14 protein-coding genes are annotated in these 14774 nt (G+C 60.6%); 9 read left to right on the plus strand and 5 right to left on the minus strand.

The features are described 5' to 3' along the window. Positions 1 to 45: 45 nt before the first annotated feature. The gene (locus tag NI40_RS12400; RefSeq protein WP_003100881.1) at positions 46 to 3012 is read right to left on the minus strand and encodes a Tn3-like element ISPa38 family transposase; all 2967 of its coding nucleotides are present in this window, start codon (positions 3010 to 3012) and stop codon (positions 46 to 48) included. Positions 3013 to 3170: 158 nt separating this feature from the next. Between NI40_RS12400 and NI40_RS12405 the strand changes: the two genes are divergently transcribed. The 8 genes from NI40_RS12405 (at position 3171) to NI40_RS12440 (ending at position 7517) form a co-directional block, all read left to right on the plus strand. Next, the gene (locus NI40_RS12405; protein ID WP_001247892.1) at positions 3171 to 3461 is read left to right on the plus strand and encodes a nucleotidyltransferase family protein; all 291 of its coding nucleotides are present in this window, start codon (positions 3171 to 3173) and stop codon (positions 3459 to 3461) included. Further along, the gene (locus NI40_RS12410) at positions 3458 to 3844 is read left to right on the plus strand and encodes a HepT-like ribonuclease domain-containing protein (protein ID WP_003100872.1); all 387 of its coding nucleotides are present in this window, start codon (positions 3458 to 3460) and stop codon (positions 3842 to 3844) included. Before NI40_RS12405 ends, NI40_RS12410 begins: the two co-directional genes overlap by 4 nt. 236 nt (positions 3845 to 4080) lie before the next feature. After that, on the plus strand, positions 4081 to 4437 hold the full coding sequence (locus NI40_RS12415; RefSeq protein ID WP_003465043.1) for a cupin domain-containing protein: 357 nt from the start codon (positions 4081 to 4083) through the stop codon (positions 4435 to 4437). A gap of 254 nt (positions 4438 to 4691) precedes the next feature. After that, entirely contained in the window at positions 4692 to 5018 is a 327-nt protein-coding gene (locus NI40_RS12420) for a hypothetical protein (RefSeq protein WP_003100858.1), read from the plus strand. Further along, entirely contained in the window at positions 5015 to 5515 is a 501-nt protein-coding gene (locus NI40_RS12425) for a hypothetical protein (protein ID WP_003100856.1), read from the plus strand. Before NI40_RS12420 ends, NI40_RS12425 begins: the two co-directional genes overlap by 4 nt. Next, positions 5512 to 5883: a hypothetical protein gene (locus NI40_RS12430; RefSeq protein WP_003100853.1), complete on the plus strand. Its 372-nt coding sequence runs from the start codon at positions 5512 to 5514 to the stop codon at positions 5881 to 5883. The genes NI40_RS12425 and NI40_RS12430 overlap by 4 nt, the downstream gene beginning before the upstream one ends. Then, on the plus strand, positions 5877 to 6434 hold the full coding sequence (locus NI40_RS12435) for a recombinase family protein (RefSeq protein ID WP_003100847.1): 558 nt from the start codon (positions 5877 to 5879) through the stop codon (positions 6432 to 6434). The genes NI40_RS12430 and NI40_RS12435 overlap by 7 nt, the downstream gene beginning before the upstream one ends. Positions 6435 to 6512: 78 nt before the next feature. After that, a complete protein-coding gene (locus NI40_RS12440) occupies positions 6513 to 7517 on the plus strand; it encodes an IS110-like element IS4321 family transposase (RefSeq protein ID WP_000427623.1) in 1005 nt (334 codons plus the stop codon). Between the two features lie 198 nt (positions 7518 to 7715). Here NI40_RS12440 and NI40_RS23650 read toward each other — a convergent pair whose 3' ends face one another. From NI40_RS23650 to NI40_RS12455, 3 genes are all read right to left on the minus strand, one after another. Then, positions 7716 to 8093, minus strand: coding sequence for a LysR family transcriptional regulator (locus tag NI40_RS23650; RefSeq protein ID WP_052954135.1), 378 nt, complete (start codon positions 8091 to 8093; stop codon positions 7716 to 7718). After that, positions 8086 to 9111 carry a phosphonate dehydrogenase gene (locus NI40_RS12450; protein WP_039262298.1) on the minus strand — a complete coding sequence of 342 codons (1026 nt, stop codon included), beginning with the start codon at positions 9109 to 9111 and terminating at the stop codon, positions 8086 to 8088. The genes NI40_RS23650 and NI40_RS12450 overlap by 8 nt, the downstream gene beginning before the upstream one ends. Before the next feature lie 712 nt (positions 9112 to 9823). Beyond that, the gene (locus NI40_RS12455; protein WP_052954136.1) at positions 9824 to 10231 is read right to left on the minus strand and encodes a DUF1772 domain-containing protein; all 408 of its coding nucleotides are present in this window, start codon (positions 10229 to 10231) and stop codon (positions 9824 to 9826) included. Positions 10232 to 10335: 104 nt separating this feature from the next. On the opposite strand from NI40_RS12455, the gene NI40_RS12460 reads away from it, so the two are divergent. Further along, positions 10336 to 13251, plus strand: coding sequence for a Tn3-like element IS1071 family transposase (locus NI40_RS12460; RefSeq protein ID WP_003049965.1), 2916 nt, complete (start codon positions 10336 to 10338; stop codon positions 13249 to 13251). A 218-nt stretch (positions 13252 to 13469) separates the two neighbouring features. On the opposite strand, the gene NI40_RS12465 is transcribed toward NI40_RS12460, so the two are convergent. After that, a complete protein-coding gene (locus NI40_RS12465; RefSeq protein WP_039262297.1) occupies positions 13470 to 14669 on the minus strand; it encodes an NAD-dependent formate dehydrogenase in 1200 nt (399 codons plus the stop codon). Positions 14670 to 14774 lie beyond the last annotated feature (105 nt).

Here is a 14774-nt window from a genome sequence, read left to right on the forward strand (position 1 = left end):
TAGTACCGGGAAGGAGGGAGTGACCATCTCATTAAATAAAGCACGCTAAGCCGGTTGCAGCGGCCGTAGCGGCCTGAACTTGCCCGCGCCGATCTTGGCGCTGCTGCGCCAGAGGTAATCGCCGGTCAGGTTGATGTGCTCCCAGCCGAGCGGCGACAGGTACTGCAACAGGCCGTCATCGACGGCTTGACCGTGGCCACGCAAGGCGTTCGCGGCCCGCTCCAGATAGACCGTGTTCCATAGCACGATGGCCGCCGTCACCAGGTTGAGGCCGCTGGCCCGGTAGCGCTGCTGCTCGAAGCTGCGGTCGCGGATTTCCCCCAGGCGGTTGAAGAACACGGCGCGGGCCAGCGCGTTGCGCGCCTCGCCTTTGTTCAGCCCGGCATGCACGCGGCGGCGCAGCTCGACGCTTTGCAGCCAGTCCAGGATGAACAGTGTGCGCTCGATGCGTCCCAGCTCACGCAGGGCGACGGCCAGGCCGTTCTGGCGCGGGTAGCTGCCAAGCTTCCTGAGCATCAGCGAGGCCGTCGCCGTGCCCTGCTTGATCGAGGTGGCCATCCGCAGGATTTCATCCCAATGGGCGCGGACGTGCTTGATGTTGAGCGTGCCGCCGATCATCGGTTTCAACGCCTCGTAGGTGGCATCGCCCTTCGGGATGTAGAGCTTGGTGTCGCCCAGGTCACGAATGCGCGGGGCGAAGCGGAAGCCCAGCAGGTGCATCAACGCGAAGACGTGGTCCGTGAACCCTGCCGTGTCGGTGTAGTGCTCCTCGATCCGCAGGTCGGATTCGTGATACAGCAGGCCGTCGAGCACGTAGGTCGAGTCGCGCACGCCGACGTTCACGACCTTGGTGTGGAACGGCGCGTACTGGTCGGAGATATGGGTGTAGAACGTCCGCCCTGGGCTGCTGCCGTATTTCGGATTGATGTGGCCGGTGCTCTCGGCCTTGCTGCCGGTGCGGAAGTTCTGGCCGTCCGACGATGACGTGGTGCCGTCGCCCCAATGCTCGGCGAAGGGATGTCGGAACTGCGCGTTGACCAGCTCGGCCAGTGCCGCCCCGTAGGTTTCGTCGCGGATGTGCCAGGCTTGCAGCCAGGCCAGCTTGGCGTAGGTCGTGCCGGGGCACGATTCCGCCATCTTGGTCAGGCCCAGGTTGATCGCGTCGGCGAGGATCGTGGTCAGCAACAGGTTTTTGTCCTTGGCCAGGTCGCCTGACTTCAGGTGGGCGAAGTGCCGGGTGAAGCCCGTCCATTCGTCTACCTCCAGCAGCAATTCGGTGATCTTGACGTGCGGTAGGATCATCGCCGTCTGGTCGATCAGGGCCTGTGCGGTATCGGGCACCGCCGCATCGAGCGGCGTGATCTTCAGGCCCGACTCCGTGATGATGGCGTCCGGCAGCTCGTTGGCCAGCGCCATGCGGTTGACGGTGGCGAGCTGCGTTTCCAGCAGCGTCAGCCGGTCATGCAGGTACTGGTCGCAATCGGTGGCCACGGCCAGCGGCAATTCGCTGGCCTGCTTGAGGCTGGCGAATTTCGCGGGCGGCACCAGGTAGTCCTCGAAGTCCTTGAACTGGCGCGAGCCTTGCACCCAGATGTCGCCGGAGCGCAGCGCGTTCTTCAGCTCCGACAGCGCGCACAGTTCGTAGTAGCGCCGGTCGATGCCGGTGTCGGTCATCACCAGCTTCTGCCAGCGCGGCTTGATGAACTCGGTCGGCGCGTCGGTGGGCACCTTGCGGGCGTTGTCGCTGTTCATGCTGCGCAGCACCTCGATGGCGTCGAGTACGTCCTTGGCGGCGGGCGCGGCCCGCAACTTGAGCACGTCGAGAAATTCCGGCGCGTAGCGGCGCAGCGTGGCGTAGCTCTCGCCGATGCGGTGCAGGAAATCGAAGTCCTCGGGTTGCGCGAGCCGCTGCGCTTCGGTGACGCTCTCGGCGAAAGCATCCCAGGACATGACGGCCTCGATGGCGGCGAACGGATCGCGGCCCGCTTGCTTGGCCTCGATCAGCGCCTGGCCGATGCGCCCGAACAGCCGCACCTTGGCATTGATCGCCTTGCCGGATGCCTGGAACTGCTGCTGATGCTTGTTCTTGGCGGCATTGAACAGCTTGCCCAGGATGCGGTCATGCAGGTCGATGATTTCGTCGGTGACGGTGGCCATGCCCTCGATGGCGAGCGCCACCAGGGTCGCGTAACGCCGCTGCGGCTCGAACTTCGCCAGGTCGGCGGGCGTCATCTGGCCGCCCTCGCGGGCGATCTTGAGCAGCCGGTTCTGGTGAACCAGCCGCTCGATGCCGGAGGGCAGGTCGAGCGCCTGCCACGCCTTGAGGCGTTCGATGTGTTCCAGCATGTGCCGCGAGTTCGGTTTGACCGGGGATTGCCGCAGCCAGGCCAGCCACGTCGTCTTGCCGTTGTCGCGGCGCTTGAGCAGATCGTCGAGGCGACGGCGATGCACGTCCGTCAGCGGCTCAGCCAAGGCGTCGTAGAGACGCCGGTTGGCGCGGGTAATCGCTTCGGCGCTCGCCCGCTCGACGGCGTTGAGGGCGGGCACAATGACCGACTGCCGCCGCAGGTGCTCGATCAAGGCTCTGGCCAGCACGATGCCCTTGTCGGTTTGCATGGCCAGCTCGGTCAGCAACTGGACAGCCTGCCGGTAGTGGCCAATCGTGAACGGCTGGAAGCCGAACACCGTTTGCAGCTCGACCAGGTGCTCGCGTCGGGTCTGCTCACGCTGCCCGTACTCGTCCCAGCTTTCGATGCCGACCTTGAGCTGGTTGGCGACCAGTCTCAGCAATGGCGGGAACGGTGGCTCATCAGCGCCAAGGATGACGCCGGGAAAGCGCAGGTAGCAGAGCTGCACCGCGAAGCCCAGCCGATTGGCCGGGCCGCGCCGCTGCCGGATGATGGAGAGGTCGCTTTCGCTGAACGTGTAGTGACGGATCAACTCATCCTTGGTGTCCGGCAACGCCAGCAGGCTTTCGCGCTCGGCGGCGGAGAGGATCGAACGGCGGGGCATGCGGTTTCCTTCTTCTTGAAAACGTAGGTTTGTGACAAGCCCGCCAAGGCAACCGGCGCGGCACGGGAATCAAGGCATTGCGATTCTCGAAAATAGTTCTTGAAATTCTATTCTTGATTGCATATCATCTCAACGAGTTTCGATAAGAAAGGATGCGCATGCGACCGTCTGTTGTGCTTGACATGAAGCGAAGCGCAGTGCGTGAAGCGGTAGGCCGCTTTCGCGCCGCGAACCCGCGCGTCTTCGGCTCGGTGCTGCATGGCACCGACCGGGATGGCAGCGACCTCGACCTGTTGGTCGATGCGCTGCCCGGTGCCACGTTGTTGGACTTGGGCGATTTGGAAGAAGAACTGAAATCGCTGCTCGGCGTTGACGTCGATCTGCTGACTCCCGGCGACCTGCCGCCGAAGTTCCGGGCCAAGGTGCTCGCGGAGGCGCAACCGATATGAGCGAGAACCGCCTGCCCGATTACCTCGACCACATTCAGCAGGCCGCAACCGATGCGCGCAGCTTCGTGGAAGGGATGGCCAAGGACGACTTCTTGGCCGACAAGCGCACCCAGCAGGCCGTCATCATGAGCCTGATCGTCATCGGCGAGGCGGCCACAAAGGTGATGGATGGCTACGTCGAGTTCACCCAGGCGCATGCCGACGTGCCGTGGCGCAGCATGCGCAATATGCGTAATCGCATGGCTCACGGCTATTTCGACATCAACCTCGATGTGGTGTGGGAGACGGTACAGGAATGGCTGCCGGCGTTGCTCCAGCAATTGCCCGCCGTGCGTCAGGATGCCGACGATGAAGACCGTAACGACAAAGGCATGGAGCCATGACCAATCAAGCCGCCGATGTTCGGCCCCTCTGGCGTGTTCGATCCCGCGACCTATGAGCCGCGCTCGGGCAAGACCTTCTGGATGGCCGCAACGGACGTGAGTTCGCTGGTGGGCAAGGAGGCAGCAGCCGACACGCTCATCGGCAACTGCACGACCGCACGACCAGCCTCCCGTTCAAATTCGAGTTAGAATTCATATCCAGCCTGTCTGGGGGCACTGTGAAAGAGGGATCTCCGATGACTGTTGAATCGAGAATATTTTCTGTAGCCGAGTATGTTCAGCCGTCCGAAGGCGAGCCTATTCGTTCCGTTGTGCTTGAAACCCGAGACTCAATTATCGTGGTTTGGCATGTCCATCCCGGGCAGGAAATTGCGGCTCACATTCATCCTCACGGCCAAGACACGTGGACTGTTTTGTCGGGAATGGCTGATTACTTTCAGGGCAATGGGATTGTTCGTGCCCTCAGGGAAGGTGAGATAGCCGTGGCAAGACCGGGCCAAGTGCACGGGGCGCGAAATACAGGTACCGAGCCATTTGTGTTCGTCTCGGTTGTGGCATCAGCCAATGCCGGTTTCGTATTGGCTGAGCGATAGAGCCCAATCTCTGGAGTTGGTCCAATGAGCGGTCGGGGAGATAGGTAACAGACATGCAGCGGACACGGCTGCTAAACCAGGTCGCAAACCTCCTTGCGTCGCAGCGTGCCGCAAGCGACGCGATCAATCGAATGGGGTCGGCATGAGACTGAACACCATCCAGTTCCCGACCGCGTAGCCGCCTGTCCTGCCGATCAGGTCTTGACCATCGACGCCTGGGATCAGTCCTGAATGTTCTTGGAGACCACTACGTTATGAGCCGCAGCCGCCGCAAAACACCCATCGTCGGGCACACGACCTGCGGCAGCGAGCGCGAGGACAAGAAGCTCTGGCATCAGCGCTGGCGCACCCGTGAGCGCACGGCGCTGACCAGCGCGTCGCCCGAAGCCCTGAGCGCCCATCTGCCCCTGCTGGAAAACCAGGCCAGCAGCGTCTGGTCGATGGGCAAGGATGGCCGCTCCTACTGGCCCGTCAAGCGCCAGGCCGCCACGGCGGATCGCATCGCCAATCACAAGGGACGCAACCCGCAAGAACGCGCCTCCCTGAAAAAGCGCCTGCTGCGCAAGTGGATGAGCAAATGAAGCTCTCCTTCCATCAGCACATTGCGCTGTTCTGGATGATCGGTGCTCCGGGCGTCTTCGCGCCCGTGATCGAGAACGCCAAGCGGCCCGATGCCGGCGCCGTCATGGCGTGGGGTGTCGCGATCGTGGCGGTGATGATCCTCTTCACCCCTTTGCTGCTGCGCTGTCCACCATTCCGGCGCTGGTATGGCCGGACGGATGCGCTGTCGGAGCGGCAGCGCCAGGCGCTTGCCGAGCGCGGCCTGCGCCGCTACTACCAGACCGCTTTCGATGACGGCTACGTGCCCCGCGTGATGCCCTACGTGTGGCGCATCATCTGGACGGTCGGCGGGTTGATGGCTGTGACCGCCGTACTGCCTACCAACACCGGACGGCCAGCCTTCGATGCCTTGGTGGTCTTCTCGACCTGGTATCCGATAGGCGTGATGCTGCTGGTTTTCGCGTCGAGGCCCCTTGGCCGGTTGATTCGCCAAAGAGCACAGGAGCGGCGGAAATGAGCACGTCAACCATCGAGGCGCTGGCCAGCGCCTGGGCAAGGATTGCCGAGGAAGCGGAATTCCCCGCTGACTACGAGGGGACTGCCACACCACAAGCGCATCGGGCTAGCGAAGCTATTCAGGAGCAGATTCGGGAGCGCATCGTCGCCACCAACGACATGCGGCTGTTCAGCCTGCTGCACCTGCTGGGTCAGGCGTCGCTGCGCATGGAGCAAGCGCTGTGGCCGGAGGATTACGAGCGGATGACGCGCGAGGTTGAGGAAGCCCTGCGGCAAGCCACCGACGCCAACGCCAGATCGTACACCCACGAAGAAGTGATGCAGGCGATGCAGGAACGCATCGACCGGGCGCGAGACAAGCCATGTTGATTGGCTATGCGCGCGTCTCGACGCAGGATCAGAACCTGGAGCTGCAACGCGAAGCCTTGAGCAAGGCCGGATGTAAAAAGGTCTTCGAGGACAAGGTGAGTGGCACGCGGGCAGACCGGCCTGGCTTGGCCAAGACGCTCGAAATGCTGCGCGAAGGCGATACTTTGGTCGTCTGGAAGCTCGACCGGCTGGGCCGGTCGGTCAAGCAACTGGTCGATCTGGTCGGCGATCTGCACAAGCACGGTGTCCAGTTCAGGAGCCTCACCGACTCCATCGACACCGGCACACCATCCGGGCGGTTCTTCTTCCACGTCATGGCGAGCCTTGCCGAAATGGAGCGCGAGCTGACCGTCGAGCGCACCCGCGCCGGGCTGGAAGTCGCCAAGCAGCTCGGCCGCAAAGGCGGCCGCAAGCCGAAGATGACCGACAGCAAGATCGAGTCGGCCAAGAAGCTGCTGGCCAGCGGGGTGCCGCCCAAGGACGTGGCCAAGAACCTCGGCGTGTCCATTCCGACGCTGTACCGCTGGGTGCCAGCCTCCACGCACGCTTAGCGTGCTTTATTTAATGAGATGGTCACTCCCTCCTTCCCGGTACTATGCTGAGGACAGGCTTTCATTCGGAGAACTATCATGGAAAACATTGCGCTCATTGGTATCGATCTGGGTAAAAACTCTTTCCATATTCATTGCCAGGATCGTCGCGGGAAGGCTGTTTACCGTAAAAAATTTACCCGGCCAAAGTTGATCGAATTTTTGGCGACATGCCCCGCTACAACCATCGCAATGGAAGCCTGTGGCGGTTCTCACTTTATGGCACGCAAGTTGGAAGAGTTGGGGCATTCCCCAAAGCTGATATCACCACAATTTGTCCGCCCGTTCGTTAAAAGCAATAAAAACGACTTTGTCGACGCCGAAGCTATTTGTGAAGCTGCATCGCGTCCGTCTATGCGTTTTGTGCAGCCCAGAACGGAATCTCAGCAGGCAATGCGGGCTCTGCATCGTGTCCGTGAATCCCTGGTTCAGGATAAGGTAAAAACAACCAATCAAATGCATGCTTTTCTGCTGGAATTTGGCATTAGCGTTCCCCGAGGAGCTGCCGTTATTAGCCGACTGAGTACCATTCTTGAGGATAATAGTTTGCCTCTTTACCTCAGCCAGTTATTGCTGAAATTACAACAGCATTATCACTATCTTGTTGAGCAGATTAAAGATTTGGAATCCCAGTTGAAACGAAAGTTGGACGAAGATGAGGTTGGACAGCGCTTGCTGAGCATTCCCTGCGTCGGAACACTGACAGCGAGTACTATTTCAACTGAGATTGGCGACGGGAAGCAGTACGCCAGCAGCCGTGACTTTGCGGCGGCAACAGGGCTTGTACCTCGGCAGTACAGCACGGGAGGTAGGACGACATTGCTGGGAATTAGTAAGCGAGGTAATAAAAAGATCCGAACTTTGTTGGTTCAATGTGCCAGGGTATTCATACAAAAACTGGAACACCAGTCTGGCAAATTGGCCGATTGGGTCAGGGATTTACTGTGCCGGAAAAGCAACTTTGTCGTCACTTGTGCTCTGGCAAACAAGCTGGCCAGAATAGCCTGGGCCCTAACGGCACGACAGCAAACTTATGTAGCATAACGGCAGAAATACACCGGTTTAAAGAATTACTGATCTGGTTTTGCGAATACTGATATTGATGATACTAACGGCCCACCGGCCTGTTGAGGAACCTGTAAAACGGAAAGGCTCATTGAAGCCGTATATTTTCTGGAGGTTCATCAGGCGCGGAACTCATCAAGGCGCGGGAATAAAATCCCATTCAGACGCCGGATAGATTCAAGCAAGCCAACTTGTCGTCAAAATCGGTGTTGCAAAAACGGGAGTGACCATAGATTCCGTTTTCTGAGACGACCCCAAGTAGGTTCCAATGTTTCCACTTGCGCCAATCGCCACGCGCTCCTGCAGCAGCGCCATCTCGGCATCAGCGGCCAGTCGGGTCAACGTGCGTGCATGCCTGAGCAGCTTCGCGCCAGCAGGCGTAGCTTCGCAGCGAATTCTGTTTCGCAGGACCAAAGCCACACCGAGGTAGGACTCAAGGTTGCGAAGACTTTGCGATACCGTGGGTTGCGATACACCAAGTCTTTCGGCTGCCTTCTGAAAGGTGCCTGTCTCGATGATGGCAACATACGCGGCTAGTTGAGTCAGGCTAAGCATTGCTGCCAATCCCCTTGTGGCGACCAACTTGCTCTGCGTTCAGTGCTCCTTGCGGAATCTTTCCATCGAAGAACTCGATGAGATTCTCTGCGGCCTGCATTGCCATTTCTTCTCGGACGCGGGTGACAGCAGAACCAATGTGAGGGGTTAGGAGGGTCTTTGACCGGTTCTCGATCAGGCCTTGATGGACCTGTTTGGGACGGTCAGCGATGGACCAATCTTCGAACTCGAAGACGTCTGCGGCGTAATAACCGAGACCTCCAGAGTCAAGCGCCTTGGAGACGGCCGCTTCATCTACCAACGAGCCCCGAGCGAAGTTGATCAGGATTGCGCCAGGCTTCATCTTTGCAAGCCGCTCTGCATTGATGATGTGGCGGGTTTGAGCGTTGAGCGAGACAGCGACGACCAGGAAGTCGCTGTCCCGGAGAAGCTCGTCGAACGATACAAACGTTGCGTCAAGCCGCTCCTCAACCTCGACGGGCTGGCGCGCCTTGTCCCAGTACCTGACGTCGCTTCCAAAAGGCTTCAGTCGCTCGGCGATAGTGCGCCCTACCGCTCCCAGACCGACGATACCAACCGTACTCTTCTCTAGTCCTGTGCCGTAGAAGCGAGGGCGCCAGCCCTTGAATTCGCCACGCCGGATGTAGCTGTCACCCGCGATCACATTGCGGCCTGCAGTAATCATCAGGCCGATCGCCAGCTCCGCGCCTGGCACGGTTAAGAGGTCCGGAAGGATTGACACCAACACGCCGTGTCGTGTGCAAGCGTCGATGTCGAAGTTGTCATAGCCCTTGAGGCAGCAAGAAACCATCTTGAGTTTCTTGGCATGGTTCAGGAGCGACTCGTCAATCATGTCCGGCATGAACGTGATCACGCCGTCTGAACGCGAGAGGTTCTGAAGCAGTGTGTCTTCGGGCCAGGGCTCGCGATCCGAGTTCGCAAGGACCTCGAAGTGAGCAGATAGGCGATCGAGTACGGCTTGGTGGACCCAATTTGTAACGGTGACTAGAGGCTTCATGCTATCTCCTTGTGTCTAGGTTCAGGGGACGAAAGGCGGTGGAGGACCGCGTCAGCTCCGGCATCTACATGGCGAAGGCAACGCTGGAGGCGCTCCAGTGGTCAATCAGCCAAACGCTGCGATTGGCCTTCTCATAAGTATAAGCCTATCCAAGTCGACTTGAATAGGTACTAACCATTTACGCTCTGGCTGGGCAGTGTCCACGCCAAAAGCATCGATCCACAGGTAGGCTTCATGGACGGGCATGGGCATGGAACCCGCACGGGAGGAGCGATATGCAGCCACGGTACCCCCAAGCGGGGTGGCACCTACCCGGGGTCTAGTCCTGGTCTAGTCCCCAACTCCGACGGGCATCGCCAAATCCGGGCTCAGTAGCCAGCACCAGGCGACGAGTGCTCTGCACTATTTGAATCGCCGTCAAGGTATGGCGTGAGTGACTGACCCGGAAATGGAGAGTTTCTGCCTCGCGCCCATATGCGGGCCGTGGTAGACGAGGCGAAGATCGTCAAGGGTGATCTTCATATCATCCCCGCCAACGACGCAATCGCTCCGCCCATACGTTGCCGAGACCGATTGCGACAGCAGGCAGTACGTTCGGCAGCACAATGTCCGTCATAGGATCTTGTCGAATCGAGACATCGGGTCTCTGGAATCGGCTGCCATGAGATGACGCAAGTATCCGGAAACGAGGTGCGGAGGAACTCGAAGCTGATCATCGCAAGGCTCCCGGCATAGCCAAGTCCGCCGTGCCTGTCGATTGAGAGCCGGCGGCGCGCCAAGTCAATGTGGCCAAGCCGAGGGCGAAGAGCAGTGAGCACCAGCCTGCACGCCATGCATTCGCGCGGTTCCACTCATCGCGCGTGACGACCCAGTCCGCCGGCAGCGTGGCGGGCGTCCACGATTCTGTGATCTGGTTCAGCGGCAGGTTCACCTGCTGCGTAAAGACCACGATGCCCAGCGCATAGCCCAGTCCGACCAGAGTCGCCAACCACCACCAGCCCGGGCGCGCGCGCCAGGCGCTTGTGAGGGCCACCGCGCACCACAGCGGCGGCCCGAAGAAGAAGGTGAAGAACAGTGTAGGGGTCTCCTCGTTTTCAGTGCAATAAGTGACGGTACGCAAAGCTAGCACTGGCGCGGGGGTGGTCTGGGTAGACCGTTGATTTCATTGACTTTCCTGTTCGCTTTGTAAACGGGTATGGTGGCCTCCCACTTTTGAGGTTCACGATGCAGGGTTGGCACACAACGTTTTTGGGGATGCGTGGGCTCCCCCGCGATATCAGCGACTTCGAGATGAAGGCATTTTTCACCTTCGATGGTGCCGAGCGCGACGCAATCAATGCACGCCGAGGTGATTCCCACAAGCTTGGTCTGGCGCTCCATATTGGTTTCCTGCGCATGAGTGGGCGTTTGCTCGGTGCCTTTCGGGTAATTCCAGTAGCCTTGTGGCGCCACCTTGGCAACGAGCTTGGCATTGCAGCACCAGAAGTCGCCTCGCTGAGAGCCATGTATGAACGCGGGCGCACGCTATTCGATCACCAACAAGTAGCCTGCACGGTCCTTGGATTCCAGTGGATGAGCGAGCACCAGCGCCGCTCACTGGTACGTGAACTGCGCGACGAAGTGGCGCGCTGCGCCGACCGCGATCAGCTACTCGTGCGGGCGCGTCAATGGCTGTACAAGAACAAGCTGGTGATCGTGCACGAGCGGGCAATTCGGACACTGATTGCGGCGGCACTTGCCCAGCTTGAAGTTGAAACAGGCACCGCCATCGCCGCCAGCGTTGATCCAGCAACACTTGATCGCTGGCGAGCCTCAGTTTCAGAGCTGCGCCCAGATGGACAAACCCAGCAGAGTTGGCTATGGGCTGCACCGGCGAAACACTCAACCCGCCAAATCAGCGAGGTACTGGAGCGCATCGACCTGCTTTACACGCTGGACGTTCATAAGCACCTGGCAGACATCCCCGATCTCATCTTGCGCCGCTACGCGCGCCGACTTGTCTCCAGGCCGCCCTCAGCCGGAGCCAAGATCAAAGAGCCAGCGCGCACCGTGGAGGTCGCATGCTTTCTTCGGTATTGCCTGTTCACCACCACAGACCAGTTGATCCTTATGGTGCAGCGCCGGATCGCCGATCTGTGGCGTCAGGCTGCCGCCGATGTCCCCGCTACCGTCAATTGGGCCGCAATGTACAAAACGCTGCTCGGCGAACTTGTTGCCTTGAGCGCGCAAGGTGCGGTGCCAGATGCTGAGTTGCGTGCCCGTCTTGAAGCCTTGATCACCGAAACCCAGAAACGCAAACCACCGAGCAGGGCCTCCCTGGTCCGCGAGGGATTGATTGATGGAATTCGCCCCGTGCGGTCGTTGCTCGTCGCCATTGCAAAGCTGCCCTGGCAGGCCACCGGCGAGCATCCTGCCATCGAGTACCTTGCCAAGCTGCAAGCTTTATATCTCAAAGGATCCAGAAAGCTGCCAGTTGAAGTGGTGGCACCAAGTCTGGGAATGATCTGGCAGGTTTCGATCTCCAGCCCAGACCGGGAACGGGCGTTTCAGGCGTTGGAGGTGGCCACCCTGTTTGCCCTGCGCCGCGCGGTGCGCAATGGCTCGGTCTGGATTGAGCACAGCCTGAGCTTTCGGGGTCGTGCGCGCTTGTTCTTCACGGACGAGCGTTGGCAGGCAGAGTCCAAGAAACACTATGCCCGTCTATCGTTACCCAGCAAGGCTGCCACTTTCTTGAAGCCTTTGCTGGCCAGAGTAACTGCCGGTGTCGATGCGGTGGCCGCTGCAGCCCGCAGTGGCGTACTGCGCGTGGATGATGAACTCCATTTGTCGCCATTGCCCGCAGAGGACGAAGACCCAGAAGTGACCAAGCTGCGCGCGGCTTTGGATCACCGCATCGGTGAGGTTCAATTGCCGGAAGTGATTCTGGCCGTTGACGCCCAGGTGCGCTTTAGCTGGATCATGCTCGGACGTGAGCCGCGCTCTACCGACGAGCTGCTGATGGTCTATGCCGGCATCATGGCCCACGGCACCAGTCTGACTGCGGTCGAATGCGCGCGCATGATTCCGCAATTGTCTGCCACCAGCATTCGCCAGGCCATGCGCTGGGCGCGGGACGAACGGCGTCTGAGCCAGGCCTGCCAGGCTGTGCTGGAATTCATGCAGCGACACCCGATTGCCGCCACCTGGGGGCGGTCCGATTTGGCATCTTCTGACATGATGAGCATGGAGACCACCAAACGGGTGTGGCAAGCCCGGCTTGATCCTCGGCGCAACACACCTTCCATTGGAATCTACTCCCATGTAAAAGACCGGTGGGGCATCTTCCATGCGCAGCCCTTTGTGCTCAATGAGCGCCAGGCGGGCGTGGCCATTGAAGGTGTCATCCGCCAAGAAAAGCTGGAGACCAGCCAGCTTGCTGTGGATACCCATGGCTACACCGACTTTGCCATGTCACATGCCCGTTTGCTTGGTTTTGATCTTTGCCCGCGGTTGAAGGAACTCAAACAGCGCCACCTCTTTGTGCCACGCGGCACCAAAGTGCCCGCAGAAATCGCTGCGGTGTGCGAAGCCAATGTCGACGTCGCTTTGATCGAAAAGCATTGGGATAGTCTGGTGCACCTGGCAGCCTCGGTCATGAGCGGACATGCCAGTGCGGTGGCAGCTCTTGCGCGGTTCGGTTCTGCCGCCCAGGGCGATCCAATCTATGAGGCTGGCGTGCAATTGGGGCGGTTGCTGCGTACGGCGTTTTTGGCTGACTACTTTGTCAAGGACGCTTTCAGGAACGAGTTGCGCCGGGTGCTCAATCGGGGCGAGGCTGTTAACGCCCTCAAGCGCGCCATTTATACCGGCCGGATCAGCCCGGCGCAGGCCAAACGTGTCGATGAAATGCAGGCTGTGGCCGATGCGTTGAGCCTGATGGCCAACATCGTGATGGCGTGGAATACCTCACAGATGCAGGCGGTCCTGGATCGCTGGTCGAACCGCCGCCAGGTCATTCCACCGGAACTGATCGGGAAGATTGCGCCCACCAGGCTGGAGAGCATCAACTTGCGGGGTGTGTTTCGCTTCCCGGTTGACCGCTATGCTGACCAAATCCTGCCTTCGCGGCCAAATGCATCGATAACTGGCACCAATGGATGAAACCGACCACGGTTTGACGCCACGAATCGCAGATTTGAAAGTGAACAGGAAAGTCAATGAAATCAACGATCTACCAACACCACCTCCGCGCCAGTGCTAGCTTTTCGTACCGTCACTTATTGCACTGAAAACGAGGAGACCCCGATGCTGGCGATCCGGTCGCGCCGCGGCGCGCCTGCCTCCTTGCGAGGCGCCGCGGTCGTCGAGAGCACGAGGTGCTACTTCTTGAAGCGCGCGGCTTCTTCCGAGCCGCCGGTGGCATTGCCCGCGCTGTACGAATGCGCGCCCACGCCCGCGAGCTGGCCGCCCTGCACGATCAGGTACTCGTTGCGGATCGGCCGGTTCTCGAAGTAGCACTCGAGGATCTCGCGCGTGCCGGCCGCATAGCGCGACTGCGCCGACAGGCTGGTGCCCGAGATGTGCGGCGTCATGCCGTGGTGCGGCATCGTGCGCCACGGATGGTCGGCCGGCGCGGGCTGCGGGAACCACACGTCGCCCGCATAGCCCGCGAGCTGGCCGCTCTCGAGCGCCGAGGCGATCGCGTCGCGGTCGCACAGCTTGCCGCGCGCCGTGTTGATCAGGTAGGCGCCGCGCTTGAACTTCTTCAGGCTGTCGGCATTGATCATGTGCTCGGTCTCCGGGTGCAGCGGGCAGTTCAGCGTCACCACGTCGCAGACCTTGGTCAGGCTCTCGAGGCTGGTGTGGTGCGTGAGGTTGAGCTCCTTCTCGACCGACTCGGGCAGGCGGTGGCGGTCGAGGTAGTGCAGCTTCACGTCGAAGGGCTTGAGCAGCCGCAGCACGCGCAGCCCGATGCGGCCCGCGGCCACCGTGCCCACCTGCATGCCCTCGAGGTCGTAGGAGCGCGCCACGCAGTCGGCGATGTTCCAGCCGCCCTTGACCACCCAGTTGTACGAAGGGATGTAGTTGCGCACCAGGCCCAGCGTCATCATCACCACGTGCTCGGCCACGCTGTTGCTGTTGCAGTAGGTGACCTCGGCCACCGTGATGCCGCGGTCGATCGCGGCCTGCAGGTCGGTATGGTCGGAGCCGATGCCCGCGGTCACGATCATCTTGAGCTTGGGTGCCTTCGCGATGCGCTCGGCCGTCATGTAGGCGGGCCAGAAGGGCTGCGAGATCACGATCTCGGCGTCGTGCAGCTCGCGGTCGAGCACGCTGTCCGCGCCGTCCTTGCTCGAGGTGACCACGAGCTGGTGGCCGTTGGCCTCGAGGTACTTGCGCAGGCCCAGCTCGCCCGAGACGCTGCCCAGCAGGGTGCCGGGCTGGAAGTCGATGCGCCGCGGCGTGGGCAGCGTCTGTCCGTCGGGATAGCGCTCCAGGTGCGGCAGGTCGTCGCGGGCGTAGGTGGTGGGATAGCCCGTCACGGGGTCGTCGTAGAGCACGCAAACAATCTTGGCCAAAGTCATCTCCTGGTTGATGCGGCAGCACATCGCTGCACGGAGGAGATGGTTTCGCAGCGCGCGATTTCAGGCCAATCGTTTGATCGGATGGGGCGATAGGCGCGG

Origin of the sequence: Enterobacter sp. E20, from assembly GCF_000801755.2 — a bacterium.
GTDB lineage: Bacteria > Pseudomonadota > Gammaproteobacteria > Enterobacterales > Enterobacteriaceae > Enterobacter > Enterobacter asburiae_B.

Coding starts and splice junctions, on each gene's coding strand:
- NI40_RS12430 (WP_003100853.1), top strand. CDS start 5,512: ATGAGCACGTCAACCATCGAGGCGCTGGCCAGCGCCTGGGCAAGGATT.
- NI40_RS12415 (WP_003465043.1), top strand. CDS start 4,081: ATGACTGTTGAATCGAGAATATTTTCTGTAGCCGAGTATGTTCAGCCG.
- NI40_RS12420 (WP_003100858.1), top strand. CDS start 4,692: ATGAGCCGCAGCCGCCGCAAAACACCCATCGTCGGGCACACGACCTGC.
- NI40_RS12450 (WP_039262298.1), bottom strand. CDS start 9,111: ATGAAGCCTCTAGTCACCGTTACAAATTGGGTCCACCAAGCCGTACTC.
- NI40_RS12405 (WP_001247892.1), top strand. CDS start 3,171: ATGCGACCGTCTGTTGTGCTTGACATGAAGCGAAGCGCAGTGCGTGAA.
- NI40_RS23650 (WP_052954135.1), bottom strand. CDS start 8,093: ATGCTTAGCCTGACTCAACTAGCCGCGTATGTTGCCATCATCGAGACA.
- NI40_RS12460 (WP_003049965.1), top strand. CDS start 10,336: ATGCAGGGTTGGCACACAACGTTTTTGGGGATGCGTGGGCTCCCCCGC.
- NI40_RS12435 (WP_003100847.1), top strand. CDS start 5,877: ATGTTGATTGGCTATGCGCGCGTCTCGACGCAGGATCAGAACCTGGAG.
- NI40_RS12410 (WP_003100872.1), top strand. CDS start 3,458: ATGAGCGAGAACCGCCTGCCCGATTACCTCGACCACATTCAGCAGGCC.
- NI40_RS12425 (WP_003100856.1), top strand. CDS start 5,015: ATGAAGCTCTCCTTCCATCAGCACATTGCGCTGTTCTGGATGATCGGT.
- NI40_RS12400 (WP_003100881.1), bottom strand. CDS start 3,012: ATGCCCCGCCGTTCGATCCTCTCCGCCGCCGAGCGCGAAAGCCTGCTG.
- NI40_RS12440 (WP_000427623.1), top strand. CDS start 6,513: ATGGAAAACATTGCGCTCATTGGTATCGATCTGGGTAAAAACTCTTTC.